The sequence below is a fragment of the Natrinema halophilum genome, from assembly GCF_013402815.2.
In the GTDB taxonomy this organism is placed as follows: Archaea; Halobacteriota; Halobacteria; order Halobacteriales; family Natrialbaceae; genus Natrinema; species Natrinema halophilum.
Window position 1 is genome coordinate 2,482,113 of record NZ_CP058601.1, and the last position, 24,191, is coordinate 2,506,303.

Consider the following 24,191-nt stretch of genomic DNA (forward strand, 5'->3'; position numbering starts at 1 on the left):
AGGCGAGCATTCGGAGAAGAGGCGGGTTAGTTCGTACTGATGCGGATGGCCGGTTCAGGTCGCTGTAGTCAGTTCTGTTTCCCGACCGATTCGACGACACCGTGGCCGGGTTACGCTTCGTCGTCGGGGTCGAAGCTATTGTGGTGGGGCTCGTCGACGTCGAACTCGTCAGTGCCGGACTCGTCGACGTCGAACTCGTCGGTCTCGAGCGCCGATCCGTCTGCGCTGACGGTCCCGTCCTGAACTTCGATGGTGATTCCGTCGTCGTCTGACGACATGCCGAGGAGTTCGCCGGTCGCCGACTCGACTTCCTCGTTGACCGACCAGACGAATCGCATGACCGATTCGAGTTCGGTGCCGGCCTCGCGGACGCCGCGGGTGGGGGAGAGTTCGCCCAAACTCCGAGCCCCTTCAGGGTGGAGGTACTGGATCGGGTGCTCGTTCGGCACCTCCCGGAGGTCGACGTCGAACGACCACAGGTACGGGAGGAACTGAATCGCGTACCCGTGTGGTTTCGGTGCTCGCCGACCGGCGGCGGTTAGCGCGACGGTCTTTGCCGTCGACTCGCCGTCGGTATCGAAGTACACGCCCGGCATGCGTGGAATGGATACTCGCATACTCGTTGGAGGGGGCCTGGGACGGGTGAGTCCGTACCCGGCAGTGTCACCCTCCTTTTGTACCGCATCGACGGCCGTCCGAACGGGATCGACGGCTGCCGCTCCGTGACGATCAGAAGCCGTCGGCCAGTTTGTCCCGGCGGTACAGATCGAGTTCGCTCACGCTCGAGCCTTCGCGAGTCGCCGCAAAGCGGATGGCTTCGGCGACTTCCTTGGGTTCGCTGACCTCATCCTCGCCGAACCGGTCTGCAAAGGTCGTCCCGTCGGCCTCGAACTGCGAACGAACTTCGGAGGGGTTGATAACGGTGACGCCGACGCCGTCCGCGCCGATATCGGCTGCGATGCTCTTTGCGAAGCCGCGTACCCACCACTTCGATGCTGCGTAGACCGGATTGAACGAGCGCGGGTACTGGCCCGCAAAGCTCGCGACGAAGATCAGGTGGCCACTGCGGTCGCGAACGTGGGGCAACGCCGCTCTGGTCGCGTAGAAGACGCCGTCGACGTTCGTCCGTTGCATCGTCTCGAACTCGTCGGTCGTCATCGACTCGACGTCGCTGCCACGCAGTAGTCCCGCATTGTTCACCAACACGTCGATTCCACCGAACCGGTCGACGGTCGCCTCGACGAGCGCGTCGACGTCCTCTTCATCGCGGACGTCCGTCGGAACGACCAACGTCTCGACGCTCTTACTCGTCTCGATGTCATCCGCGTGGTCTCGCAACCGGTCCTCGCTGCGGGCCGCGAGGACGACGTTCGCACCCGCATCTGCCAATTCGTGGCACGTCGCCGCGCCGATACCCGAACTTGCACCCGTCACGATTGCCGTATCTTGCATGAGTGTGTTCGTCATCGTAACCCGATAGACGGGCGACGTCACAAAAAATGAGGGGCACAAACCGGAGTACTGTCGACCGGCTCGGGCCGTCACCCGATTGCATTCGGGGGGCAGTGTAGGAGTCGTCGCAGGTCGGTGCACGCCCCGCTCGCGAATTTACGGCCAGCGAACCCTCGCTGTCCGCAGCAGTCCGAACGGTGGGTGCATCGTTTCAACGACGACCGTATCCCTCGAGGTCGTACAGATCACCGTACTTCCCGGAGACGTACTCGACGAAGTGGTCGGCGGTCAGGTCCTCGCCGGTCGCTCGTTCGATCAGGTCTGGCGTGACGTAGCGTTTGCCGTGTTGGTGGACGTTCTCGCGGAGCCAGGCGTTTAGTTCGTCGAACTCGCCCTCGCGGATGGCGTCGTCGAACGGGCCACGGTCGGCCTCCGCGGCGGCGTACAGTTGCGCGGCGAGCACGGAGCCAAGCGAGTACGTCGAAAAGTAACCGAAGTCGCCGTGTGACCAGTGGATGTCCTGCAGACACCCTTCCGCGTCCGTCTCCGGACGGACGCCGAGATACTCCTCGTACTTGTCGTTCCAGACGTCGGGGACCTCCGAAACCTCGAGGTTGCCGTTTACGAGGTCGCGTTCGATCTCGAAGCGGATCACGATGTGGAGGTGGTAGGTGAGTTCGTCCGCCTCGACCCGGATGAGATTGTCATCGTAGACCTGGTTTGCGGCCTCGTAGGCCTCGGTCGGCGTAACGTCCTCGAGTTCCGGGAACCGTTCGCGGGCAATCGGCAGGAAGTGCTCCCAGAAGGGTCGCGACCGACCGACGTGGTTCTCCCAGAGCCGAGACTGAGACTCGTGAACCGAGAGGTCACGAGCCTCGCCGAGAGGGGTGGCGTACCCGTCGTCGGGGAGGCCGAGCGTGTAATTCGCGTGGCCGAACTCGTGGATCGTCGAGGTGATCGATCCCAGTAGATCCGACTCGTCGAACCGCGTCGTCACGCGCGCGTCGAACTGGGTTCCCGACGAGAACGGATGCGGTGCGGTATCAAGGCGGCCGCGTTCCCAGTCGTACCCCAGCGAATCGAGGACGTCCCGCGCGAGGGCTTCCTGATCGTCGTCGTCGAACTGGCCTGCGAACGCGTCGGTCGCCAGCTCCGCATCGCTGTCCTGGACTGCATCGATCAGCGGGACGAGTTCCTCGCGCAGACGCTCGAGGACGCGTTCGGCGGTCTCGAGATCGATGTACGGCTCGTAGTCCGCAAAGAGGACGGCGTAGGGATCGTCGTCGGGATCGATGTGGTTCGCATACTCTCGCTTGAGATCGACCAGTTTCTCGAGGGTGGGCGCGAAGTGACCGAAGTCGTCGTTCTCCCGAGCCTGTTTCCACTTTGGATGAGCGTTCGACGCCGTCGCGGAGATTTCCTCGACGAGACTCTGTGGCACGCTCGTCTCGCGATCGTACGTTCGGCGGACTTCGCGAACGACTGCCTCCTCCTCGTCAGCGAGGTCATCCCCTTCGAGTGCCGCGAGCAGTTCCCCGGTTTCGTCGGCGGTCAGAAGTTCGTGGCTAATCGAGGACAACGTAGAGAGTTGCTGTGCTCTGGCCGGCGTCCCCTCGTCGGGCATTACGACTTCCTGATCCCATCGCAGAATTCCGGCGGCATTACCGACGTTCGAGATGCGCGTCACTCGGTCTTCGAATCGGTCGTACGTGTCGCCATCGCTCGCGTCATCCTGTGCCTGATCGGTCGCCATGGATACTCCCTTCGCCCGGACGGGGTATCAACGTGTGGTTACGGTGTTTCAGCTCTTCAAGCGGCGAGCGAATCGAGAGCGTGACACGAGTGCGAACACCGCGAGGACGTATCGAATCTCGAGATGTCAAGTCTCGAGACGGCCTGAATCCGGAGCCGGGATCGAGAGCGACGCGTTCGGAAACCAACCGTGCGCGAGGAATGTGTTGGATATGCAAGGGATGCCTTATTCGAGTACCCCGATGCATAACGAATCGCTATGGCCGTTGCTTCGCCGCTTGCGTCTATCGTCGTTTTCGTCGTGAGCCTGCTAATCGGTGCGCTCGGTATCTACGCCGGCGCACGCATCATCGTCGGGAGGGCGGACTACGACCACGCGATCGTCACCGCGTTGATCGGGGCGATCGTCTGGGCGATCGTCGGGTTTTTCGTCGGCTGGATTCCGCTCGTCGGGCCGCTGGTCGCCCTGCTCGCCTACATCGCGGTGATCAACTGGCGATACCCCGGCGAGTGGACGGCAGCGGCGATGATCGCTCTCGTCGCCTGGGTTACCGTTCTGATCGTCCTCTACGTCCTCGCTGCGCTCGGCGTCACCGGCTTCGCCGCGGTCGGCGTTCCGGGTGTCTGAGGGACACCGCTCAGCCCCGCCACCGAACCCACTCCTGCCTCACCGCGCAGTCAGCCACACCTGCCTCACCGCGCAGTCGGCCACGCCTGCCTCACCGCGCAGTCGGCCACTCCTCTGCGATCCGTCGGTATGTTTCGCGACACCGTTCGAGCACGGTGATCGAGACGCTCTCGTCGTCGGTGTGGGCCTCGCCAGGTTCTGACGGGCCGTAGATCACGCACTCGGTGCCAGCCTGTGAAAGCCAACCAGCGTCGGTTGCATGGGGTTTCGTCACCAGTTCGGGGCGACCATCCTGGGCGTCGTCAGCGGCCTCGAGAACGCTCTCGGCGAACGCCTCGTCTTCACAGTGCATCGGTGGCAGGTCCTGATCGACCGTCCACGTGATCCCCTCGAGCGCTTCGACTCGTTCGAGGTCGGCGCGTTCGCCCGGAACCGTCCGCTCGTCGACGGTGACCGCACAGCGGGCGGGAACGACGTTCATCGCCGATCCGCCTTCGATCTCCGTCACCGTGAGCCGCCCCTCGAGCGTATCACCGGCCACGTCGACCGACGGAACCTCGAGGTCTCGGACGCGGTCGACGGCCGCAGTGGCGCGGTAGATCGCGTTCTCGCCGGCGTCGGCCTCGCTTGCATGGGCTGGGGTCCCGCTGGCGACGATCGAACTCCCGCGACGGCCCTTGTGGGCGACGGCGACGTCGGTGACGTCCGAGCCGGAGTAGTTGGTCGATCCCTCACCGACGACGGCGTACTCCGGGTCGAACCCTCGGTCGACCGCGTGTCGAGCGCCGATCCCGCCGACTTCCTCGCCGACGAAACTCGCGAAGACTAGTTCCCCGTCCGGATCCGCGTCCCGAAAGGCGAGCATAGCGGCTGCGAGCGCTCCCTTCATATCCGCCGTCCCGCGGCCGTAGAGCCGTCCGTCACGTCGCTCGACGATGTACTCGTTTCCGCCGGCTTCGATCTGTGACTCCGCCGGTTCGACGACGTCGTGGTGGCCGACGAGCGCGAGCGTCTCGGTGTCGGTCCCCTTCCTCGCGATCACGTTTCCGGCGTCGTCCCGCCGGACGCTGGCGTCGGTTTCGCGTCGCAACCATTCCTCGATGAAGTCGCCGGCGGCGGTCTCGTCTTCGTGGCTGGGAATCGAAACGAGATCGCCCGTCAGGTCGGCGAGAGACATAGCTGGCGTCTCGACGGCTGACGTGTTCAGTCCACCGAAAGGTCCCCGCGTCGGCCGGGAGCCAGTCGCGGTTTTCGAGCGAGCCACGACGCCGGTCGATCCGGTGAGCAACGCGACGAACCGGGACGACCATCGGATCGCCCACGGCTCTACCGATGCCAAAATATGAGGTCACACACTGTAGCGGCCGAATATGGGCACGTCGGCACGACGACATTGCTGTCGCAGGCGCGTGCCTTTTTCCCACGGCTGGTGAACGGTCGGCTGGTTACACCATGAGTATGGATACTATTCATGACCTGTTCGAACACGGCCTCGAAGACATCTACCACGCAGAACACCAGCTACTCGATGCGCTCGAGGAACTCGAGAACAATACCGAGCACGACGATATCGCGCAGGCGTTTGCTGATCATCGCGAAGAGACGCAGGATCAGATCGATCGCCTCGAGGAAGTCTTCGACGAGTTCGGCGAGCCACCCGAGAAAGAGGAGTGTGAGGGCGTCGAGGGGCTACTCGAGGAGTACGAGGAATTCACCTCGATGGAGCCGACCCAGGACGTGATGGACTATCACAATATGGCGGCCGCGGAGAAGACAGAACACTACGAGATCGCCGCATACGGGAACCTCATTCCGCTCGCGGACCACCTCGGGATGGACGACGCGGCCGATCTCCTCGAGGAAAACCTCCGAGAGGAGCAACACGCCCTCGACGAGCTGAAGGAACTGACCGAGACGTTCGAAATCGATGCGATTCAGGCGGAGTGATTCGCATGGCTGACGACCGCGATCAGGACGGCGAGGAGCAGACCCAGTACGGCGGCACCCAGAACGAAGAGCCGACGACCGGCCTCGACGACGATGCGGACGGGAACGAGGAGAGTGACGCTGGGGAGTAGACACCGCTGCGAGGGGTTCGGTTCGCCGGCTCCGTCCCCCGCGAGGGTGACAGCCGGGACGCGTACGTCTTTTACTGTTCGGTGTGTTACCCTCTCGTGTGACGACGCCCGTTCCGGAGGAAACCGACGAAGTATCCATCAGACCCGCGGAGCGTGCGGATCTCCTCGCGGTCGTTCGCATCGAGAACGAGGCGTTTTCCCAGCCCTGGCCGTACGACGCCTTCGAGCGGTTCCTCGGCGAACCGGGCTTTCTCGTCGCAGCAACCGACGGCGAAGTAGCCGGCTACGTCGTCGCCGACACGATCCAGCAGGTCGGTCGATCCCTCGGCCACGTAAAGGACATCGCCGTCCACCCTGACCGGCGCGGGATGGGCGTCGGGTCGGCACTCCTCACCCGGTCGCTCGGGGTCCTCGCCGCACGGGGTGCCGAGACGGTGAAACTCGAGGTTCGACGGTCGAACGACGAGGCAAAACGGCTCTACCGAGAGTTCGGTTTCGATCCGCTCCGACGAGTACCCGGATACTACGGCGACGGCGAGGATGCGATCGTGATGATTCGAAAGCTCGGTTGATCCGCGATCCCGATACCGATCCCGATCCCGATTCCGGGTGCGGGAGGTTTTACCGTTCGCGTTCGTAGGAATTTCTATGGGATACGCCTGTCCGGTCTGTGATGCCGAAGAGGCTGACGCGCGTCACCTCGCAAACCACCTCGCGATTACCGCCTCGCTCGGGCGCGAAAACCACCGCGCGTGGCTCGAGGAGCACGCACCCGACTGGAGCGATTGCAACCCCGAGGAGCTTGGCGAAATCGTCACCCAGCACGCCGCAGAAATCGACACGCCCGAGTTCGAGGAGGGTGGGCATGCACACGGACACGGGGCCGGCCACAGTCACGACCCCGGACGACCCGGGTCTCTGGAGGACGGACTCGCTCGCCAGAGCCGACAGCCCGGCCGTGGTTCGATGACCGGCGAAACCGAGTCCGTCTTGCGCGAGGCTGCAGAGATGACTCGCAAGATGCAGTCCTCGAGTGAAAGCGACGCGGACGACGCAATGCCGGACGCCGACGCCGACGCCAACGAGAGTGACACGGAAGAACGCGACGCGGATACAGATGAGAGCGACGCCAGCAAAAACGAAAACGCGTAACTGCTGGTCTGGCGATTATCCGAGTATGCATACGGTCGGAACGTTCTCACCGGCGACAACTGAGAGGGCTCGCGAACGCTACGAGGCGGTCGGTCCCGCGGCCCAGACGGTCGTCCGCGAGGTCGCGAAGGCGATGGAATTCGATCGCCAGGAGTACGACGAACGTGTGACGAGTGACGTCGTCGAGACCGCTCGAGACGCACTCTTCGCAAGCATGCTCGAGGTCCACGTCGGAAGCCGCCAGGAGTTCGACGAGTGGGTCGCATCCTACGACGGCGAAGTGACGACGGTCGGCCACGAGAGCGTCGACCGCGTCGCCTGGCATGCAGGGCCCGACAGCGAAGCAGTTGCAGCGACGTACCAGAACGAGGAAGACGCGGCGGTGGCAACGCTTCGTCGGCAGGCTTTCGGACGATTATACCGAGATCTGGTCTAGACGGTAACAACGATTACCGAACCGATGGAACCGATGACGGACTGGCGTCTCGAGAAACGCAATACGTCAGCGGTCTCGAAACGATAGCAGTCCCGAAACGATAGCAGTCCCGAAACATAGCAATTGGGGGCGCGATTGCGCGGGTCTTTTTCGGGACTCGAAATCAGAGGTGGCATCATCGAGTCGACAGCCTCGAAACACGACTGACTAATCGATCTTCCAGAACTGCTCCGGTAACCCGGCCGCATCACCGGCTGAAGTGGCGACCACCAGCTATTATCCCATCGAGCACCCACCCTCTCACGATGACAGCACCCGACGAGTGGGAACTCCTCGAGGAGCGAACCGAGTACGAGACGGGCTGGTACAACGGCGGCTTCGACCGCCTCGAGCAGCCAGACGGGAGCGAGAAACGGTACTACTGGGCGGATCTGCCGCCGGCGGTCGTCGTCGTCGCACGGATCGACGCCAGCGTCCACGTGGCGACAGAAGACACCGCCGATCCCGCGGGCGACGATGCTGAACCTATCGACGACGATCGCCTCCTGTTCGTCGAACAGTACCGTCCGACGATCCGCGAAACCCACCTCGAGTTGCCTGCGGGAATCGTCGAGGACGGCGAGTCTTACACGGAGGCAGCGGCCCGCGAGCTGGAGGAGGAAACCGGCTTTCGTCCGACGAGTACCGCACTCCTTCAGGAGTACGCGGTTGCGACGGGTGTCTTACGACACGACCGCGGCGTCGTCTACGCAGAGGGCCTCGAGCCGGGTCAACGCGAGCACGACAACAACGAGTTCCTCGAAGTAACGACGGTGCCGGTCGACGAAGCGGTCGGGCGCGCTCGCGAGGCGCCGGCCAACGATTCGACGCTCTCGGCGCTGCTGTTGGCGAAAGAAGACGGGCTCCTGTGATCGTCCGTAGTCATCGATCGGTCCGCTTTTACAGTCGATATTTCGCCGACGGCGGCCGAAATGGGTCGGGTTCGATGAACGGCTTCTGCCGGGCCAGTTCCAGCAGCGGGCCACGACCGGGCCGCACTGGGACCCGCATCCTTATTCGGTCCGCCGCCTAACGCGCCGGTAATGGACGGCGAAATCTCCACCGACGAGGTCAAGGAACTTCTCGAGGACGACGCCGACGTTCGCATCGTCGACATCCGCGACGAGCGAACCTTCGAACACAGCCACATTCCCGGCAGCGATAACATTCCATTCCACGAACTGACGAGCCGAGTCGACGAACTCGAGGACGCAGACCACATCGTCACCGTCTGTCCACACGGCAAGGCCAGCGTCCAGGCCGCACAGCTCATCTCCACCTACGAGGGAACGGCGGACGCCCGCGTCGAAAGCATGGACGGCGGCCTCGAAAAGTACGGGATGAAGTTCGGCCTCGTCCGCGAGGACGGAGACGAGTCGGGCGACAGCGAATCAGCCCAGCGCGAATCCCCCTTCTAATCGCGCCTCGACCGCCGGTCGCATCCGCTCATGACTCGCGGCGGCGGACGGACCGATGACGGTACTGACAGGTAGTAGCGTCGAAACGGTAGTGAACGCGCGGTTCGGTCGTGGTTCGGAAGTCGTCTCAGAGCATCGCGGGCATTATGCGACGTTGAAGCCGCGGTTCCGAAGGAACTCCTCGATGCGGCCGGTATGATTGCCCTGGAGTTCGATTTGGTCGTCCTCGACGGTCCCTCCACAGGCGAATTTGGACTTGAGATCCGACGAGAGACTGTCCAGATCGACATCCTTCGGATCGAATCCTTCGACTATCGTTACCTCTTTCCCGTATCTGCGCTCGTCAATGCGGATGTTGAGTTGCTGTTGGCCCTTGGCCACGTCTTCACAGACGCAGAGTTCCTGGGGCAGCCCGCACGTCGAGCAGACTTCCGACATTACGTTCGTTGCTATGAAACGGGCATATTAAACACTATCGGGACCCGCATGCCTTCGCATGGTTCTTTTTGAGTGTTCGATAGGGGCCCCGGTGGATAGAAATGTGAATACCGATCGACGTCCCGACTCGGTCGGGGTCGTCTCGACGACGGTAACCGGTCTCATCGGAGGCGACCGAGAATCGGCAGTCGATCTCGAGCGAGTTCGTCGACGATCGAAATCGCTTCGTCGGCTTCTGCTCTCGTGACCCCACCGCCGTAGACCGTACGTTCGTGGTATTCGAGCACTCGCTCGGTCCGCGGATCGATCGGCTCTTCACCGTCCGTTTCGGCTGCTTCCGAGATAGCCGTCACGTACGCTCGAGGTGACTCGGATCGACGCCGCGGCCGATACCGTCGCGCCAGTAGTCGCTCGAGTCGCCGATACGCGCGTTCGGCGTCGCGGTCGGGGTCAGCTCGGAATCCGTGCCAGTAGATGCCGACTGCGCGACGGATGCGCGCCGGTGCGCCGGTTCGTCGTGCGCTCGCAGCGAGGCCGACGGCCAGCACCAGACCGACGGCCGCCGTCTCGCGTGCGAACGCGACGAGTCGATCGTGCCACGACTCATCACCTCCGGTAGCGTTCGCCGTCCCGTTGCGGAAATCGTCAGTGCTGTCGTTCGACTCGGAATCCGTGTCCCGTGGATCAGTCTCGTTGGGGGACGTTCGGTCTGACGTCGTCTCGTTCTCGGTGGGTGTCGGCTCGGGTGATTCGGTATCGCCGGGATCGGCGGGCGATTCGTCGTTCCTGTTGGGGATGGGGACGTTCTCGCTCTCTTCGGTATCAACGTCCTCGTTTCCGTTCGCACGGGCCTCCTGGAGACGATCGATGTGGACTTCGGAGCGGCTGTCACCCGGTGTTGGATCGAACCGGACCCAGCCGTGGTCCGGGAAGTAGACTTCGACCCAGGCGTGAGCGTCGAGTCCCCGGACGAGGTATTCGTTATCGTCGACCTGCTGGCCGCTCGTATACCCTGTAACGTAGCGGGCCGGGACGCCCTCTTCACGGAGCATCTGGGTCATCGTCGTTGCGAAGTAGACGCAGTATCCCTCGTCCATCTCGAGTAAGAATCCCTCGGCCACGTTTCCGTCGGGTTTGGATACTTTGAGAGAGTACTCCTTGGTGGACTCGAGATGGTCTTCGATTGCGACCGCCGTCTCGTACGGAGTATCAGCATCCGCCGTGATTTCGGCAGTACGTTCCTGGAACTCGCTTGAGGTCCCTTCGGGGGTCTGGAGGTAGTGATTGGTGATCGCGTCAGGATAGTCCGTCCCCGCGGCACGAAGATCGCTCGGTTCGGCGTCGACGATCGCGCTTTCGACGGTATAGCTGTCACCTTTTTGGAGTGGCTTCTCGGGCCGCGGCTGGCCGTGTGTGGAGACGGTCGCCCGTTGTGCGGTCTCGCCGTCGATGGAGACCGGATGTGGCGCGACGGGCATGATTCCCAGTTTCGTTTCGGCGGTGAAGGTCTGTTCGACCGTCTCGTAGTCGCCGGGCGGGGCGTCGATCCCCCCGTTGTACGGGTTGCTCTGACCCGTTCGGACCCATTCGTTGCCGGTAAACCGGTCGTAGACACCCGTCCGCCAGTACGATCGACGGTCTGATTCGACGGTAAATCGGACTTCCGGCGAGAGGGCGACCTGGCCAGAGATGCCTGACCGCTGCGGCGAGGTATCGATCGTCGCCTCGAGCGTGCCCGATTCGCCCTGGACGAGGTGGGTCGGGCCAGCCGGTTCTCCGGGAACGGCCGTCACGGTCAACGAAAGGACGATGGCCAGTGCGAACATGACTATCAGCAGGTCCGCCTGTGCGATCGACCCACCCCGGTTCTCGAATTCGCCGAACGCGACGGCACCGATCGCAGCGAGGGTACCGGTCAGGGTGACCAACGATCCGGCGTCGCCGGTCAAGACGAGAAACCCGAGCGCGGCGCCGCCGAGAGCGGCGCTCGAGGCGTATCGGCCTCGGAGGGCCAGATACCACGAAAGGAAAACCGGGGCTGGCGCGAAGCCGAGCGTCCACACGCCCGCTTGAACCATCCGGAGCAGCGGTAACCCGGTCAGGAGTGCGACGGTGTCGGAGACGATGGCGCCGGTCGACGTGAAGACGACGCCCAGATCGACGCCAGCCGAGGTGAGGTAGTAGGCAAATCCGAACCCGGCTGCCGACAGCGCGAGCGCGGCGGCCGTTCGCGGACGGATCGTCCGGGCGAATACCGTCGCAGCGAGAAGCGCCACCCCGACGAGGGTGATCAGCGATTGCGTCCCGCCGACGACGTGCGTTACCCCGTACAGAACGTTCACGTACGAGGCCGTTAGCGCCAGCACGCAGCCGAGTGCGAGCCAGCGGACGCCATCGGTGTCACGGGAGTCGTCCGTACCGGTCGATATCGTTCGATCGCCGGCGTGGGTAGCCGACCCGGTGCTCATGCGGTCACCTCCGGCGAACTGTCGGTGTCCCGGCCCGTGCTATCGTCGGGACCGGGCCCGACTCGCGATATTCGACTCTCCTCGCCGTTTTCGTCACGGCCGCAGAGCCGACCGAACGGTATCTCGCGGTCGTCGACGAGTATCGTCGTCCCGTCCGCGTCAGTTCGAACCAGAACGTCTGCATCTCGCCGCGTGTACTCCGGAAGTTCGCCGGGCTCGGCGACTGCCAGCCGCCGCAACAGCTCGCGGTGGTGCGTTCGTCCCGTTCCCGGCGGGTGCGCCACGTCAGGGAGATCGATTCCGACCGGTGCACCCAGCTCGAGGAGATAGGTCGCGACGCTGGCAGCAGCTGCGGCCATCTCGTCGCCGCGGTCGATGTCTCCGTCGGACCGACCCGCGCGACACTCGGCTGCGACCGTAACGGCGCCGGCCTCGTCGCCGTCGGCGTACTCCATGACGTTCAGGGTATCGTCTGCGCGTTTGGCGGCGCTCTTCCAGTGGACGTCACGCAGCGGATCTCCGTTGCGATACTCACGAAGGTGGTCGAATTCCTCGTGATCGTGTCGATCGGCGACGCTGGAGAGCGTCTGCAGGTCGGCAACGGACCCGTGACCCAGTTCACGGATGTGCGGATAGACGAGGACTGGGGTCGTGGTCTCGTATTCGAACCGGCGCTCTACGAGCCCGAGGATGTCGCGAACCGCGATCGATAGCGGGCCGACTTGCCGCTCGCCCCGTTGCTCGAGGCTCACGTCGTACGAAACCGTCTCGCCGGTCCCGAGGGTCGTTTCCACGATCGGTTCGTCGGTGGTCGAAAGTCCGTCGCCGACTGTATCGTGAACGGACGCCGCAACGGGCCGCTGGCTCTCGATATCGACCTCGATTCGTCGCTGCTCCCCGATGAATCCGTCGGAGACGGACTGACGGTCGACGCGTGGCCGGTCGGTACGGATGACGGCGACGAGGCCGGCCAACAGGACGACAGACAGTGGCACGACGACTGCGTTTAGCGCTCGGGGGCCAGACCCCCAGCTCATCGCGACGGCGACGAATATCACGGCGACGACGCTCCATCCGCGAATCGTGAGTCTCGGCCTCATTCGACGGGAACACGCTCGAGTGCATCCTCGACGACTGCCGTCCCATCTCGTTCGCGACCAGTCGTCTTGATTCGGTGACTCATCACTACTGGTGCCTCGATTTGAACGTCGTCCGGGATCACGTACTCGCGGCCGTCGGTGACGGCGCGCGCCTGCGCGGCACGCAGCAGCGAGATCGTCCCTCGAGGGCTAACGCCGATATGGGCGTTCTCGCGGGTGAACGCGGCCAGCCGCGTCGTATATTTTCGGACTGGCTCGGCAACCTGAACGGTCGACACGGTTTCGCGTGCGGCAACGAGGGTCTCGCGGTCGGTCACCGACTCCAGGGATTCGATAGGGTGGTCGCCGACCGTTCGGCCGAGCAACTCGGCTTCCTCATCGGGATCGGGATAGCCCAAATGGAGCTTCTTCATGAAGCGGTCGACTTCGGCAAAGGGTAAGTCGTAGGTGCGATTCGGTTCGACGGCGTTCTGGGTCGCGATAACGATAAACGGCATCGGGAGGTCGCGGGTCGTTCCGTCGACGGTCACCTGCCCCTCTTCCATGGCTTCGAGCAACGCCGCCTGGGTTTTCGGCGGTGCACGGTTTATCTCGTCGCCGAGGACGATATTCCCGAAGACGGGACCCGACTGAAACTCGAATTCGCGGGTCTTCTGGTTAAAAACGTTGACGCCGGTGACGTCGGTCGGGAGGAGGTCCGGCGTGAACTGGACGCGGCTGAACGTACAGTCGACGGATCTGGCGATCGACCGTGCGAGCATCGTTTTGCCGACCCCGGGGACGTCGTCAAGCAGAACGTGGCCGCGCCCGAGAATGGCGGTGACGACGTGTTCGATCACGTCTTCGTGGCCGACGATAACGCGCGAGACGTTCGCCTCGATGTCAGCACAGAGCCGTTCGACTGTCGATACGGAGGGGGCATCGTCATCGACCGTCGAATCGGTACCTGTATCCGCTGTCGGGTTGACATTAGTCATATTCTCTAAGATTTCCGCGGAGCCCGGGCGGCCCGGTCATTACTTCGCCATCCGTTCCTCTGGAACATATGTTTTATGCCATATGAAATACCAGTCGAAAGAGAAGAACGATGGCGCGGTGTCATCACTGCGTTCGCCGGACCTGCCATCGCGCCAATTCCTCGACCTCGTGTGATCGATATCGACGAACTCGGAAGTGGCGCCGCTCACGGAATGACGGTCTGAAAACGATACTCCCTGCCGGAATCGTCTAGAGCCGTTCGACGCTCGTCGCCCGTGGCCCCTTCTCAGCTTCGACAATTTCGAACTCCAGTTCCTGACCCTCCTCCAGATCAGGGCCGCCGATGTCCTCCATGTGGAAGAACACGTCCTCGTCCGCGTCGTCGGTTTCGATGAATCCGTAACCGCCAGTGTCGTTGAAGAATGCGACCGTACCTTTCGCCATTGCAAGTAAACAAACCCACGACGAAGATATAAATGTTCGGGGGCACACTCGCAGGCGCACCTCGAGATGACGGTCAGTACCGTTTCACTCGTTGGTTCACCACTCTTTGCAATCCGGACAGACCAGTTCGCCGTCGTCACGCCAGACGCGATCGGTCGTCCGTTTACAGTTCCAACAGCTGTATTCGCCGGACGCGTACGTCGAGAATCCAACGTCGCGGGCGCCGATCTTCGATTCGCTATCAGGATTCGAGTCGACGGGTGGCATCCCGGCGACGTCGTTCGAGTCCGGTGACTCGTCACCCGTCTCCTCGTCGGTTGCCGTCGTGAAGTCCGAAAGCGTCGCGTCGTCGGTCACGAATCGAGAGACGAACGGCGACAGCTTAATCGCTCCGCCGGTGCGGGACCGGCACGGCCAAGTAGGACCGGTAACAACCCCCCGAACATGGACACGTTCACGCCGATGAACATCATTGTGGACAACCTCGTCGAATTGACCGAGCTCTTCAGCGACGTGGCGATGGGCGCGGGACTCGCACCACTGCTGATCCTGGTCGGGGCACTCCTCGTCGTCTTCACGATGGGCGTCTTCGGCCTCCTCACCCTCGGGGCGGTCGGGAACCTCTTCACCGCGAGCTGAGACGCTTTCGAACCGTCCCGACACGACGGACTTCTCACTGATCAGTCGCGCGAGCGAGCGCCTCGCTCGCCCGCCTGATCGCGTCCTCGAGGTCCGGCCCGAGCGGCGAGCCGACGACGATACCGTCGACGTGGGTCAGCGCCGCCTCGAATCGGTCGGCGACCGTTTCGGTCGTCCCGGCGATACAGAATGCGTCGATCATCGCCGGGGTAACGCGGTCGAATGCCGCGGTCAGATCTCCGCGCTCTAACGCGTCGCTTACCGCAGCCGCTGCCTCGCGGTCGATATCGTGGCGTTCGAGGACCTGCTCTGTGGCACCACCGGCGATGAACGCGACCGGCGGTCGAGCGGCTTCGCGCGCGTCGATTTCGTCGCCGGCAACACTGACGGCTCCGAACGCGAGCGTTTCGAACGGTCCGCGATCCGCCGGCCGTTCTGCTACCCCCTGCTCGAGTTCGCCCGCTGCCCACTCGAGGTCTCGCGGATGGGCGGCGTTGATGAGCACGCCGTCAGCGTGCTTTGCGCTCATCCGAAGCATGTGAGGGCCCTGTGCGCCGACGTAGACTGGAATTTCTCCGGACGGCGGCTCGAGGTTCAGCGACGCGTCTCGCGCGGTAAACGTTCCCTCGTGGGTGACCGTTTCGCCCGTCCAGAGGTCGCGTGCGAGGTCGAACGTCTCGAGGACGCGCCGCAGCGGCCGCTCACGTTCGAACCCGAGGTTAGAAAGCGTAGAGCGGTCGCCGGCGCCGACGCCGAAAACGGCTCGGCCGTCACTGACCTCGTCGATCGTCGCCGTCTGGGCGGCGAGTTTCACCGGATGGGTCTCGTAGGGGTTGACCACACCCGGTCCGAGCCGAATTTCGTCGGTTGCGTCGGCAATCCGTGAGAGGACGACGAACGGGTCCCGGTTGAAATAGTGGCTGCTCGTGAATGCGACGTCGAAGCCCTCCTTCTCCGCGACCGCGGCGAGATCGGCCACCCGTTCGGGGGGGTGTTCAGGGGTGAGTTCGATCGCCCACGTTGCCTCCGACGATCCCGACTGGTCGGCAGTCCCCGTCGTCTCTGGCGTCTCCGTCCGGTCCGTCACTCGTCGACCCTCCACTCTCGGAGCGCCTGACGCACGAGGTCGTCGTCGACCGAGCGGAACAGTTCGTCGGTACCATCGTGGTCGCCGAACGCCCAGTCGCGGACGACGACTGCCGGCGTGCCCCCGGCGCCTTCACCCGTAATGAGGTTCGCAGCGGCGGCGAGTTCGTCGACGACCGACTGGACGGTGACGCCGAGTTCGTGGCCGTTCCGGTCGAGTTCGCCCCGCCAGTCACGGCTCGCGGGCATCCCGGCCCAGCCGAGCGCGACGCCGCGCTGTCCGTACCGGAACGGACGCCCGGAGGTGTCCGTGACGATGACCGCGACGTCCTCGATTCCCCGCTCCTCGAGCCCCGATCGAATTCGTTCGGCGCTCTCATCCGGTCGCTTCGGCAAGAGCAACAGGTCGTGATCCGGCACGTTCGAGCGGTCGATCCCGGCGTTGACGCAAATGTGGCCGAAGCGCGTCTCGGTCAACAGGAACGGGGCGTCGATCAGCAGTTCCGTACTCTCCTGGAGGACGGCCTGTGCGAATCGCGGGTCTTTCTCCTCGCCGACCATCGCCGCGATGCGGTCGGCGATCTCCTGTGCCCGGCCGCTGACGGGAAAGTCCTCGAGGTCGGCGGTGCGGCCCTCGGCTTTCGAAACGATAGTGCTCGCGACGGTCAGTACGTCGCCGGGCTCCAGATCGGCCCGATCCGTGACGAGGGCGGCGATATCGTCGCCGGGGCGGATCTCGGGCAGATCCGCCACGCCTGTGAGTTCCATATCGGAGGGTGGGGAAGCGGCGTCAAAAACGCACCGTCATCGAAGAATTCGGCACCGCGCTGCCGCAGCCGTCGACCCGGAGCCCGACGGACTTCGGACGGCGATGCCTGCCCGACCGAGAGCCGTCGTCCGTCCGCAGGTCGCCGGAACGTGACAGCGCGATCTGAAGAGATAGTGGCTGCATTTGTACAGGCCGGCACGTATGCCGGTTCCTTACAGTGTCTCCAGACATGGCTACCGTCGAGACCGTCCTGGCATCGGTTTTCAGCACTATTCCCGAACTTCACTCCGGCCAACTCGGTTTGCTCTCCGGTATTCTCGTCGGCATCCTCTACTGGCACGGCCACCGCCAGTCTTCGCTCGCCCTCCTGACCGCGTTCTACCTGCTCGCGCTCGGAGTCGTGCCCGCATCCGGGTCTGGCCTCGCCGTGGTGCAGTACAAACCGTGGTACTTCTGCTCGCTCCTGCTCCTCTCCTCGCTCGGTGCGATCGGCGGACGCGTCGTCTGGTCGCGTCTTTCGCGCCCGCGTCAACCTCGAGTACCCAAGGTCGGACCCGGAACGTCCGATTGACGGTCCGTTCCTGTCGGTCGATTCGTTTTTCGAGGACACCGCCGGCCACGACACCCATACCTACTCCTCCCGTTCGTTCGGATCGCCGTGCCCCCCGCCACCGGGCGTTTTAACGGTTACTGTTGTCCCTTCCGGCACGTCGACGGTCGTCTTGGCGGGGACCGACTCGCCGTCGATCAGATTCCGGCCGGTCGCACCGTCCTCGCCCCCGGCGACGCCCTTCGGGGCGTGGCGACGGCGCTCGGTCAGTAGCGACACCGTCGCGTCCGATTCGACGGTCACCGAGCGCTCGAGGCCCAGCCCGCCGCGGAACCGGCCCCGGCCGCCACTGTCCTCGCGAAGCGCGTAGCGCTCGACTCGGAGCGGGTACTCGGTCTCGAGCGATTCGATCGGCGTGTTGAGAGTGTTGGTCATCCCGACCTGGACGCCGTCCATCCCGTCGCGGTCGGGGCGCGCACCGAAGCCGCCGCCGATCGTCTCGTAATAGGTAAACGAGCCGTCGCGCGCGCCGATGGTCAGGTTGTTCATCGTCCCCTGACCCTGGGCCGGCACGCGGTCCGGTGCGGCCGTCGCGAGCGCAGTAAAGACCACGTCGGTCACCCGCTGGCTGGTCTCGACGTTGCCGCCGACGACCGCCGCGGGCGGTCGAGGATCGAGCAGCGATCCCTCGGGAGCGCTGATCGATACCGGTTCGTAGCAGCCGTGATTCGGCGGGATTTCGGGGTCGGTGAGACAGCGAACGACGAAGTAGACCGCGCTCTTTGCGACCGCGAGTGGGGCGTTCAAGTTCCCTTCGAGTTGCGCTGCGGTCCCCGAGAAGTCCACCTCGATCTGTGTTCCGTCGATCGTCACCGTGACGGCGATTTCGATGTCCTCGTCGGTTACCCCGTCACCCTCGAGGACGTCGGTCGCCTCGTAGCTGCCGTCGGGTAGCGCCGCGATCTCGCGCTCTATGCGCTCGCGAGAGTACTCGATCACGGCATCGAACCCGGTACGAACGGTCTCGCGGCCGTGTTCGTCGAAGAGTTCGGCGAGTCGCGCTTCGGCGCGCTCGTTGGCGGCTTGCTGTGCGCGGAGATCGGCCCGGCGCTCGCGAGAGTTGCGAACGTTTGCGAGGATCAGCGAGCGGACATCGTCCCTGAGTTGTCCGCCGGCAACGAGCCGAATCGGCGGAAGCCGAAGGCCTTCCTGATGGATTTCTCGCGAGCCGGCCGGCATACTGCCGGGAGCCATCCCGCCGACGTCAGCGTGATGGGCCCGCGAAACCGCGTAGGCGACAATTTCGCGGCCGCTTCGGTCGCCGTCCGTTCCGTCGCTACTATCGTCGCACCCCTCGCCGGCGCCGGCATCGTCGTCGCTCTCGGCGCCCCCGGTAAGACCGGGCGCGAGCGGCGAAACCATCGTCACGTCCGGCAGGTGGGTCCCGCCGGTGAACGGATCGTTGAGGACGAACACGTCGCCGGGATCGGGATCGCGCTCGCGGACGGCCTCGACTGCCGCCGGCATCGCACCGAGGTGAACCGGGATGTGTTCGGCCTGGGCGATCATCCGCCCGTCGGCATCGAACAGCGCCGTCGAGCAGTCCCGGCGCTCCTTGATGTTCGGCGAGTACGCCCCGCGAATCAGGGTTTGTCCCATTTCCTCGGCGATGCCCTCGAGCTGGTTGCGCAGTACCTCGAGGGTGACGGGATCGATGCGGTCGCCGTCGGTATCGTCCGTATCGTCGGTGTTCGCGGTCATCGCTGGCCCTCTTTCGTCTCGCGTTCCTGCGTCAGTACGAGCGTTCCGTCCGCGAGGACATCGCCTGCCCACGCGGGCGGAACGACGGTCGTGCTCTCGGCTTGCTCGAGGATCGCGGGACCGGACACGGCCGCGCCGGGCGCGAGGCGGTCTCGGTCGAAGACGGTCGCCGTCCGCGGACCGATGCCGGGGAAGTGCGCCTCCCGAGTGCCGACGATATCGTCACCTTGTCCATCGTGGTGAATGGCCGGTTCGGAGCCGGGAACCGTCGCCGTCGCGCGGAGGGTAACGACCTCGATCGCTTCGTCCATCGCGTAGCCGTAGGCTCGTTCGTGAGCTTCCCGAAACCGCTCAGCGACCGATTCGGCGTCGAACTCGCCGTCCACGGCCACGGTCAGCTCAAAGCTTTGCCCGGCGTACTGACAGTCCGCCGCTCGGTCGACGTACGCCGCGTCCGGGTCCGAGGCGTCGGCGAGAACGTCCGACACGAGGTCGTCGTAGATAGCGTCGAGGTCGACGGCGTCGACACCGTCCAGATCGACCCCGACGGTCCGGGCAGCGTCGTAGCTTTCGTCGGCCGCGAGCAATCCGAACGCGGAGAGAACGCCGCTTGGCCGCGGGACGACGACGCGGTCCGCGGAGAGGGAATCGGCGAGGGCTGCGGCGTGCATCGGTCCCGCACCGCCGAACGCGACCAATGCGAATTCACGGGGATCGTGGCCTCGCTCGACGGTGACGCTGCGGATCGTTCGCGTCATCGTCGCGTTCGCGACGCGGTAGACGCCGCGGGCCGCTTCGAGTGCACCCTCGAGGCCGGCCTCGGCGGCGAGTCGCTCGAGCGCCTCGTGGGCCGCGTCGACGTCGAGCGTCAGTTCACCGCCCAGTGCGGTTTCGGGCCCGACGTACCCCAGGGCGACGGATGCGTCGGTGACGGTCGGTTCCGCACCGCCGCGGCCGTAGCAGGCCGGGCCGGGTTCCGCACCTGCCGAGCGCGGGCCCACTCGGAGCGCGCCGCCGGAATCGACCCAGGCGACCGAGCCACCGCCCGCGCCGACGGTGGTTACGTCCACCATGGGTGTGCAGATCGGGAGACCGTCGATCGCGGCGTCGGTCGTTCGCTCGGCCCGCCCGTCACGGACGAGGCTCACGTCGCTCGAGGTCCCGCCCATATCGAACGTCACGAGTCCGGCCACGTCGGCGTCGTCGACGGTCGCCGCCGCTCCGACGACGCCCGCCGCCGGCCCCGACAACGTCGTCGTTACCGCGCGGTCGCGGGCCGTCGCGGGATCGGCGATGCCGCCGTTCGCTTGCATGATCCACGGCGTGGGAATGTCCGCGGCCTCGGCTTCGTCGACTAACCGACCGACGTAACGGTCTATCGCCGGCCGGAGATAGGCGTCGACGGCGGTCGTCGACGTGCGCTCGAACTCGCGAAACTCCGCGAATACTTCGTGAGAGGTCGAGACCGGTACCTCGAGTTCGTTGCGCAGCGTTTCCGCGACGACGCGCTCGTTTTCGGCATCGGCGTAGGCGTGCAGCAGGCAGACCGCCACGGCCTCGACGTCGCGGTCGCGCAGGGTCGTCGCGAGGTCGCGGACCGCCTCGGCGTCGGCGGGTCGCTCGACGCCGTCGACCGTCGTCCGCTCGTCGACCTCGAATCGCAGGTCACGCGGAACCAGTGGGTCGGGTTTCTCGGCCTCGAGGTCGTACAGATCGGGGCGATTCTGACGGCCGATTTCGAGGACGTCACGGAATCCCTCGGTCGTTACGAGCGCGGTCCTCGCACCGTCGCGCTCGAGGAGGGCGTTGACCGAGACGGTCATCGCGTGGGCGAAGCCGTCGATTTCGCCCGGTACGACGCCAGCGCGGTCGCAGGCCTTTTCGATTCCCTCGAGCACGCCGACGTGCTGGTCGTCGGTCGTCGGTACCTTCGCGGTGACGAGTCGATCGTCTACCGAGAGCGCCACGTCGGTAAACGTCCCGCCGACGTCGACGCCGATTCGGGTCTCGCCGTCGCCGAGTCCGTCGTCGCCACCGTCGGCTCTCAGTTCATCGCCTGCCATCGATGCTCGGCGCTTCGAAAACCGCGTTCGATTCGTCGTGGAGCGATACCGTCACGTACTGCGTCATGGTCACACGGGGGCGGTCGAGATAGGTATAGTTCACGCACTCGTCGTCCGAGTAGACAGTCCACGAGCATCGCAGTTCGCCGGTATCGGTAACTGCCACAGGCTACGATCGGCCCGGACGTGCCGGATACGGACTCGAATGTGTCGCTCCATCGGGTCCGACTTCGTAACCAGCGTGGTCGTTTTTCCTCCGTCGCCGTCGTACAACCTCGTATGGTACGGATCACCGGTGCGTGGACCGACCGTCAACTCGAGGAGTTTCTCGACGAATCACGGATCCCGATCCGCCTCTCGACCCAGCGAGGAGACGGGTCCATGTGGATGGTGGCGCTGTGGTATCGCTACGAAGCCGGCTCGTTCGAGTGTGCGACGTGGGCGAACGCCGACGTCGTACGCTTCCTCCGAAGCGACGCGGGAGTCGCGTTCGAAATTTCGACGAATCAACCGCCGTACCGAGGTGTCAGGGGGAACGGTACCGCTGCTATGTCTCCGGACAAGGACAAGGCGACGCTTCGAATCCTCATCGAACGCTATCTCGGGGGGACCGACTCCGATCTCGCAGAGTGACTGCTGAGTGACGCACGCGACGAGATCCGCATTCGGATCCAGCCCAACGAGATGTACAGTTGGGATTACACCGACCGGATGCGGGGTATCGAGAGCCCCACCGCCTGAAACTGGTCGTGTCCCGAGCGAACCCGGTCACTCGGTTCGCAGTTCGACCTCGACATCGCCGTTCTCGACGGTCGCGACGTACATCGTCGCACGATCGGCCGGAGCCGCACCGGTTGCGCTGCCCGGATTCAACACCCGAACGCCGTCGACGATATCGTCGACGACCTCGTGAGTATGACCTGCGACGGCGATCGGATCCGCATCGGGTGCGCTGGACGTAGCTATCTCCGCGACCCGTTGATTCCATCCCGACAACGAACCGGATCCGTGGGTAACCACGAACGGTACCCCGGCGATTTCGATCGTGTCGATGTGGGGCACTTCGATCGTCGGCGGGTCGGTGTTTCCCCGAACGGCGGTCAGTTCCCCGTTCGCGTAGGATGCAATCCGCTCGTAGGCTTCTCTCGAGTCGAAATCGCCCGCGTGAATCACGTGGTCGGCCCGCTCGAGTTCGGCGACTACCCAGTCGGGAACGATCCGTTCGCGGGAGGGGACGTGCGTATCTGAGACGAGCGCAACGCGTGGCATGGACGTGAATACGAACCCAGATCCCGAAAGCGATTCCCCCGAAGCGATCGTTTCTCCGAGCATGAGCGAGACACCGGATGCGGATCGCCACGCAGAGGAGGGCGACGAATCGGGTGCGAGTCACGTCGTCACCGCATTCCTCCGGAATCGTGGCGCGGTCCTGTTGTTGCGTCGCAGCGATTCGGTCGGGACCTACGCGGGCCAGTGGGGCGGCGTTTCAGGCTTCGCAGAAGGGGCGCCGAACGAGCAGGTCGAAGTCGAGATTCGCGAAGAAACGGGCCTCGAGCGCGACGCCGTCACGCTCGTCCGGTCCGGACGGCCGGTCGAGTTCGTAGACGCCGACCTCGATCGAGAATGGGTCGTCCATCCCTACCTGTTCGACTGCGAGACCCGAGACGTCGAATTGAGCGAGGAACACGACGACTTCGAGTGGGTCGCACCGACCGAGACGCTCGAGGCAGTTGCGGGCCGGAAAACGGTACCGGAACTGTGGACCGCTTACGAGCGCGTCGCGCCAACCGTCCGGTCGATCGCGGCCGACGACGAACACGGTGCGGCATATCTGTCCGTGCGCGCACTCGAGATACTCCGCGATCGGGCCGGATTGCTCGTCGCTGAACGGGCGGAGAACGAGACACAGTCGTCGCCTCGAGACGGCGACCGCGGGCTCCACGGGTCGGCCGGAGAGTACGGTGGCGAGTGGGACGAACTCGCCGAACTCGCCAGTCGACTGCTCGAGGCCAGGCCGTCGATGGCAGTTCTCCGGAACCGCGTCAACCGGGTAATGGCCGATTCGACGGGTTCTGAGAAGGGGGCATCTGCGGTTCTCGAATCCGCACTCTCGGGAATCGATCGTGCACTGGCAGCCGACATGGATGCCGCGAACAACGCGGCCGAGCGGCTCGAGGGGAGCATCGCGACGCTGTCGCGGTCGGGAACGGTTTTCGACGCGATCCGCGAGGGCGAACCGTCGCACAGCTTCGTCGCCGAATCGCGGCCGGCACGCGAGGGAATCGGCGTCGCAGAACGGTTTGCCGAGACGGTCGACGGAGCCGTGACGGTTCACACCGATGCGGCGGCTGCCCACGTTCTTGCGAGCGAGGAGATCGATCGCGTCGTCGTCGGCGCCGATACCGTCCTGCCCGACGGCTCCGTCGTGAACAAGGCCGGGACGCGAGCGCTTGCCATCGCCGCCGACCGCGAGGGGATTCCGCTGTCGGTCGTCGCGGCCACGGACAAGATCTCGACCCGCGGCAACGTAAACCTCGAGTCCGGCGACCGGACTGCGATCTACGACGGTGACGCTCCCGTCGACGTTCTCAACCCGACCTTCGACGTGACGCCCGCTGACTGCGTCACCGAGGTCGTTACCGAGCGGGGCTCGCTCGAGTCCGGGGAAATTACGACGGTGGCCGAAGAGTTGCGCGAGCTAGAGGAGTGGCGCGACAGACGAGGCTCGGCGGAACAGGAAACGACAGACCGAAATCACTCGAGGGAGTAGGTCCGAAGCGGCGGCCGTGACGAAGAGTTACCCCCTCCGAGCCCCTTGTGACGAGGATTTTCCCCGAGCCGCCGTCCTTTCTACGCGAACTCGTGCGTTGATAGTGTTCGACGACGGTGCTGGCGTTCTCCTGAAAGCGGTGACGTCTCTTAGACGGACAAACCTTCAAC

The 24,191-nt window shown here is 64.5% G+C and carries 26 protein-coding genes and 1 pseudogene; 12 read left to right on the forward strand and 15 right to left on the reverse strand.

The window, feature by feature from the left end:
- Window positions 1-110 precede the first annotated feature (110 nt).
- From HYG82_RS32830 to HYG82_RS32840, 3 genes are all read right to left on the reverse strand, one after another.
- Window positions 111-617: a hypothetical protein gene (locus tag HYG82_RS32830; RefSeq protein WP_179261252.1), complete on the reverse strand. Its 507-nt coding sequence runs from the start codon at window positions 615-617 to the stop codon at window positions 111-113.
- A 112-nt stretch (window positions 618-729) separates the two neighbouring features.
- Window positions 730-1,467 (reverse strand): SDR family oxidoreductase, encoded by a 738-nt coding sequence (locus HYG82_RS32835; protein WP_179261253.1) that lies wholly within the window; start codon window positions 1,465-1,467, stop codon window positions 730-732.
- 196 nt (window positions 1,468-1,663) lie between these two features.
- Window positions 1,664-3,205, reverse strand: coding sequence for a carboxypeptidase M32 (locus HYG82_RS32840; RefSeq protein ID WP_179261254.1), 1,542 nt, complete (start codon window positions 3,203-3,205; stop codon window positions 1,664-1,666).
- Between the two features lie 258 nt (window positions 3,206-3,463).
- On the opposite strand from HYG82_RS32840, the gene HYG82_RS32845 reads away from it, so the two are divergent.
- The gene (locus HYG82_RS32845) at window positions 3,464-3,832 is read left to right on the forward strand and encodes a hypothetical protein (RefSeq protein ID WP_179261255.1); all 369 of its coding nucleotides are present in this window, start codon (window positions 3,464-3,466) and stop codon (window positions 3,830-3,832) included.
- A 91-nt stretch (window positions 3,833-3,923) separates the two neighbouring features.
- Here the strand turns inward: HYG82_RS32845 and HYG82_RS32850 are convergent, their stop codons facing one another.
- Window positions 3,924-5,009, reverse strand: a complete 1,086-nt coding sequence (locus tag HYG82_RS32850) for a M20 family metallopeptidase (protein ID WP_179261256.1) — start codon at window positions 5,007-5,009, stop codon at window positions 3,924-3,926.
- A gap of 275 nt (window positions 5,010-5,284) precedes the next feature.
- On the opposite strand from HYG82_RS32850, the gene HYG82_RS32855 reads away from it, so the two are divergent.
- The 7 genes from HYG82_RS32855 (at window position 5,285) to HYG82_RS32880 (ending at window position 8,955) form a co-directional block, all read left to right on the forward strand.
- On the forward strand, window positions 5,285-5,779 hold the full coding sequence (locus HYG82_RS32855; protein WP_179261257.1) for a ferritin-like domain-containing protein: 495 nt from the start codon (window positions 5,285-5,287) through the stop codon (window positions 5,777-5,779).
- A 5-nt stretch (window positions 5,780-5,784) separates the two neighbouring features.
- Window positions 5,785-5,910 (forward strand): hypothetical protein, encoded by a 126-nt coding sequence (locus HYG82_RS44310; RefSeq protein ID WP_284144994.1) that lies wholly within the window; start codon window positions 5,785-5,787, stop codon window positions 5,908-5,910.
- Window positions 5,911-6,008: 98 nt separating this feature from the next.
- Window positions 6,009-6,482: a ribosomal protein S18-alanine N-acetyltransferase gene (gene rimI / locus HYG82_RS32860; RefSeq protein ID WP_179261258.1), complete on the forward strand. Its 474-nt coding sequence runs from the start codon at window positions 6,009-6,011 to the stop codon at window positions 6,480-6,482.
- A gap of 76 nt (window positions 6,483-6,558) precedes the next feature.
- A complete protein-coding gene (locus HYG82_RS32865) occupies window positions 6,559-7,062 on the forward strand; it encodes a DUF5810 domain-containing protein (protein ID WP_179261259.1) in 504 nt (167 codons plus the stop codon).
- Window positions 7,063-7,087: 25 nt separating this feature from the next.
- Window positions 7,088-7,498 (forward strand): DUF5809 family protein, encoded by a 411-nt coding sequence (locus HYG82_RS32870; protein WP_179261260.1) that lies wholly within the window; start codon window positions 7,088-7,090, stop codon window positions 7,496-7,498.
- A gap of 305 nt (window positions 7,499-7,803) precedes the next feature.
- Window positions 7,804-8,409, forward strand: a complete 606-nt coding sequence (locus HYG82_RS32875; RefSeq protein WP_179261261.1) for an NUDIX hydrolase — start codon at window positions 7,804-7,806, stop codon at window positions 8,407-8,409.
- 171 nt (window positions 8,410-8,580) lie between these two features.
- Window positions 8,581-8,955, forward strand: coding sequence for a rhodanese-like domain-containing protein (locus tag HYG82_RS32880; RefSeq protein WP_179261262.1), 375 nt, complete (start codon window positions 8,581-8,583; stop codon window positions 8,953-8,955).
- Window positions 8,956-9,099: 144 nt separating this feature from the next.
- Here the strand turns inward: HYG82_RS32880 and yciH are convergent, their stop codons facing one another.
- From yciH to HYG82_RS32910, 6 genes are all read right to left on the reverse strand, one after another.
- Window positions 9,100-9,393 carry a stress response translation initiation inhibitor YciH gene (gene yciH / locus HYG82_RS32885; RefSeq protein WP_179261263.1) on the reverse strand — a complete coding sequence of 98 codons (294 nt, stop codon included), beginning with the start codon at window positions 9,391-9,393 and terminating at the stop codon, window positions 9,100-9,102.
- Window positions 9,394-9,554: 161 nt separating this feature from the next.
- Window positions 9,555-11,861, reverse strand: coding sequence for a transglutaminase TgpA family protein (locus HYG82_RS32890; protein WP_179261264.1), 2,307 nt, complete (start codon window positions 11,859-11,861; stop codon window positions 9,555-9,557).
- Entirely contained in the window at window positions 11,858-12,961 is a 1,104-nt protein-coding gene (locus HYG82_RS32895) for a DUF58 domain-containing protein (RefSeq protein WP_179261265.1), read from the reverse strand. The genes HYG82_RS32890 and HYG82_RS32895 overlap by 4 nt, the downstream gene beginning before the upstream one ends.
- The gene (locus HYG82_RS32900) at window positions 12,958-13,938 is read right to left on the reverse strand and encodes an AAA family ATPase (RefSeq protein ID WP_179261266.1); all 981 of its coding nucleotides are present in this window, start codon (window positions 13,936-13,938) and stop codon (window positions 12,958-12,960) included. The genes HYG82_RS32895 and HYG82_RS32900 overlap by 4 nt, the downstream gene beginning before the upstream one ends.
- Before the next feature lie 250 nt (window positions 13,939-14,188).
- Window positions 14,189-14,383 (reverse strand): cold-shock protein, encoded by a 195-nt coding sequence (locus HYG82_RS32905; protein WP_179261267.1) that lies wholly within the window; start codon window positions 14,381-14,383, stop codon window positions 14,189-14,191.
- Between the two features lie 96 nt (window positions 14,384-14,479).
- Window positions 14,480-14,740 (reverse strand): DUF7573 domain-containing protein, encoded by a 261-nt coding sequence (locus tag HYG82_RS32910; RefSeq protein WP_179261268.1) that lies wholly within the window; start codon window positions 14,738-14,740, stop codon window positions 14,480-14,482.
- A gap of 87 nt (window positions 14,741-14,827) precedes the next feature.
- On the opposite strand from HYG82_RS32910, the gene HYG82_RS32915 reads away from it, so the two are divergent.
- Complete coding sequence (locus HYG82_RS32915) at window positions 14,828-15,022, forward strand: DUF8024 family protein (protein ID WP_179261269.1); 195 nt, start codon at window positions 14,828-14,830, stop codon at window positions 15,020-15,022.
- A 34-nt stretch (window positions 15,023-15,056) separates the two neighbouring features.
- Here HYG82_RS32915 and HYG82_RS32920 read toward each other — a convergent pair whose 3' ends face one another.
- Both HYG82_RS32920 and HYG82_RS32925 read right to left on the reverse strand, forming a co-directional pair.
- A complete protein-coding gene (locus HYG82_RS32920; RefSeq protein ID WP_235217900.1) occupies window positions 15,057-16,034 on the reverse strand; it encodes a 5,10-methylenetetrahydromethanopterin reductase in 978 nt (325 codons plus the stop codon).
- Between the two features lie 71 nt (window positions 16,035-16,105).
- Window positions 16,106-16,876, reverse strand: a complete 771-nt coding sequence (locus HYG82_RS32925; protein ID WP_179261271.1) for a coenzyme F420-0:L-glutamate ligase — start codon at window positions 16,874-16,876, stop codon at window positions 16,106-16,108.
- A 230-nt stretch (window positions 16,877-17,106) separates the two neighbouring features.
- Here HYG82_RS32925 and HYG82_RS32930 point away from each other — a divergent pair, with 230 nt between their 5' ends.
- Window positions 17,107-17,448, forward strand: a complete 342-nt coding sequence (locus HYG82_RS32930) for a hypothetical protein (protein ID WP_179261272.1) — start codon at window positions 17,107-17,109, stop codon at window positions 17,446-17,448.
- Between the two features lie 60 nt (window positions 17,449-17,508).
- Here HYG82_RS32930 and HYG82_RS32935 read toward each other — a convergent pair whose 3' ends face one another.
- Window positions 17,509-19,188, reverse strand: coding sequence for a hydantoinase B/oxoprolinase family protein (locus tag HYG82_RS32935; protein ID WP_179261273.1), 1,680 nt, complete (start codon window positions 19,186-19,188; stop codon window positions 17,509-17,511).
- The gene (locus tag HYG82_RS32940) at window positions 19,185-21,251 is read right to left on the reverse strand and encodes a hydantoinase/oxoprolinase family protein (RefSeq protein WP_179261274.1); all 2,067 of its coding nucleotides are present in this window, start codon (window positions 21,249-21,251) and stop codon (window positions 19,185-19,187) included. Before HYG82_RS32940 ends, HYG82_RS32935 begins: the two co-directional genes overlap by 4 nt.
- A 279-nt stretch (window positions 21,252-21,530) precedes the next feature.
- Between HYG82_RS32940 and HYG82_RS32945 the strand changes: the two are divergent.
- A pseudogene (locus HYG82_RS32945) lies at window positions 21,531-21,992 on the forward strand (pyridoxamine 5'-phosphate oxidase family protein).
- 27 nt (window positions 21,993-22,019) lie between these two features.
- Here HYG82_RS32945 and HYG82_RS32950 read toward each other — a convergent pair.
- Window positions 22,020-22,520 carry a metallophosphoesterase family protein gene (locus tag HYG82_RS32950; protein ID WP_179261275.1) on the reverse strand — a complete coding sequence of 167 codons (501 nt, stop codon included), beginning with the start codon at window positions 22,518-22,520 and terminating at the stop codon, window positions 22,020-22,022.
- A 61-nt stretch (window positions 22,521-22,581) separates the two neighbouring features.
- On the opposite strand from HYG82_RS32950, the gene HYG82_RS32955 reads away from it, so the two are divergent.
- Window positions 22,582-24,021 carry an eIF2B alpha/beta/delta subunit family protein gene (locus tag HYG82_RS32955; protein ID WP_179261276.1) on the forward strand — a complete coding sequence of 480 codons (1,440 nt, stop codon included), beginning with the start codon at window positions 22,582-22,584 and terminating at the stop codon, window positions 24,019-24,021.
- Window positions 24,022-24,191 lie beyond the last annotated feature (170 nt).

Coding starts and splice junctions, on each gene's coding strand:
- HYG82_RS32900 (WP_179261266.1), bottom strand. CDS start 13,938: ATGACTAATGTCAACCCGACAGCGGATACAGGTACCGATTCGACGGTC.
- HYG82_RS32845 (WP_179261255.1), top strand. CDS start 3,464: ATGGCCGTTGCTTCGCCGCTTGCGTCTATCGTCGTTTTCGTCGTGAGC.
- HYG82_RS32915 (WP_179261269.1), top strand. CDS start 14,828: ATGGACACGTTCACGCCGATGAACATCATTGTGGACAACCTCGTCGAA.
- HYG82_RS32925 (WP_179261271.1), bottom strand. CDS start 16,876: ATGGAACTCACAGGCGTGGCGGATCTGCCCGAGATCCGCCCCGGCGAC.
- HYG82_RS32865 (WP_179261259.1), top strand. CDS start 6,559: ATGGGATACGCCTGTCCGGTCTGTGATGCCGAAGAGGCTGACGCGCGT.
- HYG82_RS32855 (WP_179261257.1), top strand. CDS start 5,285: ATGAGTATGGATACTATTCATGACCTGTTCGAACACGGCCTCGAAGAC.
- HYG82_RS32955 (WP_179261276.1), top strand. CDS start 22,582: ATGAGCGAGACACCGGATGCGGATCGCCACGCAGAGGAGGGCGACGAA.
- HYG82_RS32940 (WP_179261274.1), bottom strand. CDS start 21,251: ATGGCAGGCGATGAACTGAGAGCCGACGGTGGCGACGACGGACTCGGC.
- HYG82_RS32870 (WP_179261260.1), top strand. CDS start 7,088: ATGCATACGGTCGGAACGTTCTCACCGGCGACAACTGAGAGGGCTCGC.
- HYG82_RS32830 (WP_179261252.1), bottom strand. CDS start 617: ATGCGAGTATCCATTCCACGCATGCCGGGCGTGTACTTCGATACCGAC.
- HYG82_RS32950 (WP_179261275.1), bottom strand. CDS start 22,520: ATGCCACGCGTTGCGCTCGTCTCAGATACGCACGTCCCCTCCCGCGAA.
- HYG82_RS32875 (WP_179261261.1), top strand. CDS start 7,804: ATGACAGCACCCGACGAGTGGGAACTCCTCGAGGAGCGAACCGAGTAC.
- HYG82_RS44310 (WP_284144994.1), top strand. CDS start 5,785: ATGGCTGACGACCGCGATCAGGACGGCGAGGAGCAGACCCAGTACGGC.
- HYG82_RS32890 (WP_179261264.1), bottom strand. CDS start 11,861: ATGAGCACCGGGTCGGCTACCCACGCCGGCGATCGAACGATATCGACC.
- HYG82_RS32935 (WP_179261273.1), bottom strand. CDS start 19,188: ATGACCGCGAACACCGACGATACGGACGATACCGACGGCGACCGCATC.
- HYG82_RS32880 (WP_179261262.1), top strand. CDS start 8,581: ATGGACGGCGAAATCTCCACCGACGAGGTCAAGGAACTTCTCGAGGAC.
- HYG82_RS32905 (WP_179261267.1), bottom strand. CDS start 14,383: ATGGCGAAAGGTACGGTCGCATTCTTCAACGACACTGGCGGTTACGGA.
- HYG82_RS32835 (WP_179261253.1), bottom strand. CDS start 1,467: ATGACGAACACACTCATGCAAGATACGGCAATCGTGACGGGTGCAAGT.
- HYG82_RS32895 (WP_179261265.1), bottom strand. CDS start 12,961: ATGAGGCCGAGACTCACGATTCGCGGATGGAGCGTCGTCGCCGTGATA.
- HYG82_RS32850 (WP_179261256.1), bottom strand. CDS start 5,009: ATGTCTCTCGCCGACCTGACGGGCGATCTCGTTTCGATTCCCAGCCAC.
- HYG82_RS32930 (WP_179261272.1), top strand. CDS start 17,107: ATGGCTACCGTCGAGACCGTCCTGGCATCGGTTTTCAGCACTATTCCC.
- HYG82_RS32840 (WP_179261254.1), bottom strand. CDS start 3,205: ATGGCGACCGATCAGGCACAGGATGACGCGAGCGATGGCGACACGTAC.
- yciH (WP_179261263.1), bottom strand. CDS start 9,393: ATGTCGGAAGTCTGCTCGACGTGCGGGCTGCCCCAGGAACTCTGCGTC.